This is a genomic window from Fundicoccus sp. Sow4_D5 (genome assembly GCF_052116365.1).
Classification (GTDB): domain Bacteria; phylum Bacillota; class Bacilli; order Lactobacillales; family Aerococcaceae; genus Fundicoccus.
Window position 1 is genome coordinate 1 of the sequence record NZ_JBQKLF010000029.1, and the last position, 688, is coordinate 688.

At 38.7% G+C, this 688-nt stretch carries 1 protein-coding gene; it reads right to left on the reverse strand.

The window, feature by feature from the left end:
• Positions 1 to 688: Mu transposase domain-containing protein (locus ACTQ45_RS13635; protein ID WP_441764033.1), on the reverse strand; the 688-nt coding region annotated here is incomplete at both ends.

Sequence of the window (688 nt, forward strand, 5' to 3'; positions counted from 1 at the left end):
CATCGAATTAAATAGTGATTTATTCACTGGATTTGTCAATATAGCATTCAACTGACGATATCTTGGTGAATGAACTCGCTCTAACGCAATCTGGCAAGCTTTATTTAAATGATTATCCGAATATTTCTTAGATAGATTTAAGACAGATAAAGCAGATTGATACCCTTGTTCTTTGATTTGTACACTCTCAAAAATTCGTGTAATGACTTTGCATGTAAAAGGACCGATTTTTTCTGCCCATCGTAGTAACCGTTGGTCATTCCATTCTGGTTGATTAAATTGATCTGGCAGATGTTCAGGTAAGGTAGAGAATGCATATTCTTGATAAACTGGAAACCGCTTATGTGTCGCTATTCGTTCATGTTGATAGAAGATTTCGACTAAGTGGCTCGTCACCTTCAAATCAACTGTTTTCTTCAAGTATTGATAGGGGCACGAGTAGTTATTCTTTTGGAATGTTACATGACAATCATATTTCACCTTACGTCCATAGACCCAGTCCGCAATTTCATAAGGAACCGAAGGCAGTGGACGAAGTTTATCCCGTTCAGTTTCTTCGAAGACAAGCTGACGACTCCCTTCGCGTTTTTGGAAAGGTCTCGCGTTATAAATAAGTAACTTTTCTCGAATTGCTTCTTTCAGCAGCGCAAAAGAAGAAAAGGTCTCATGGCGTAGAGAGGCGATGAGA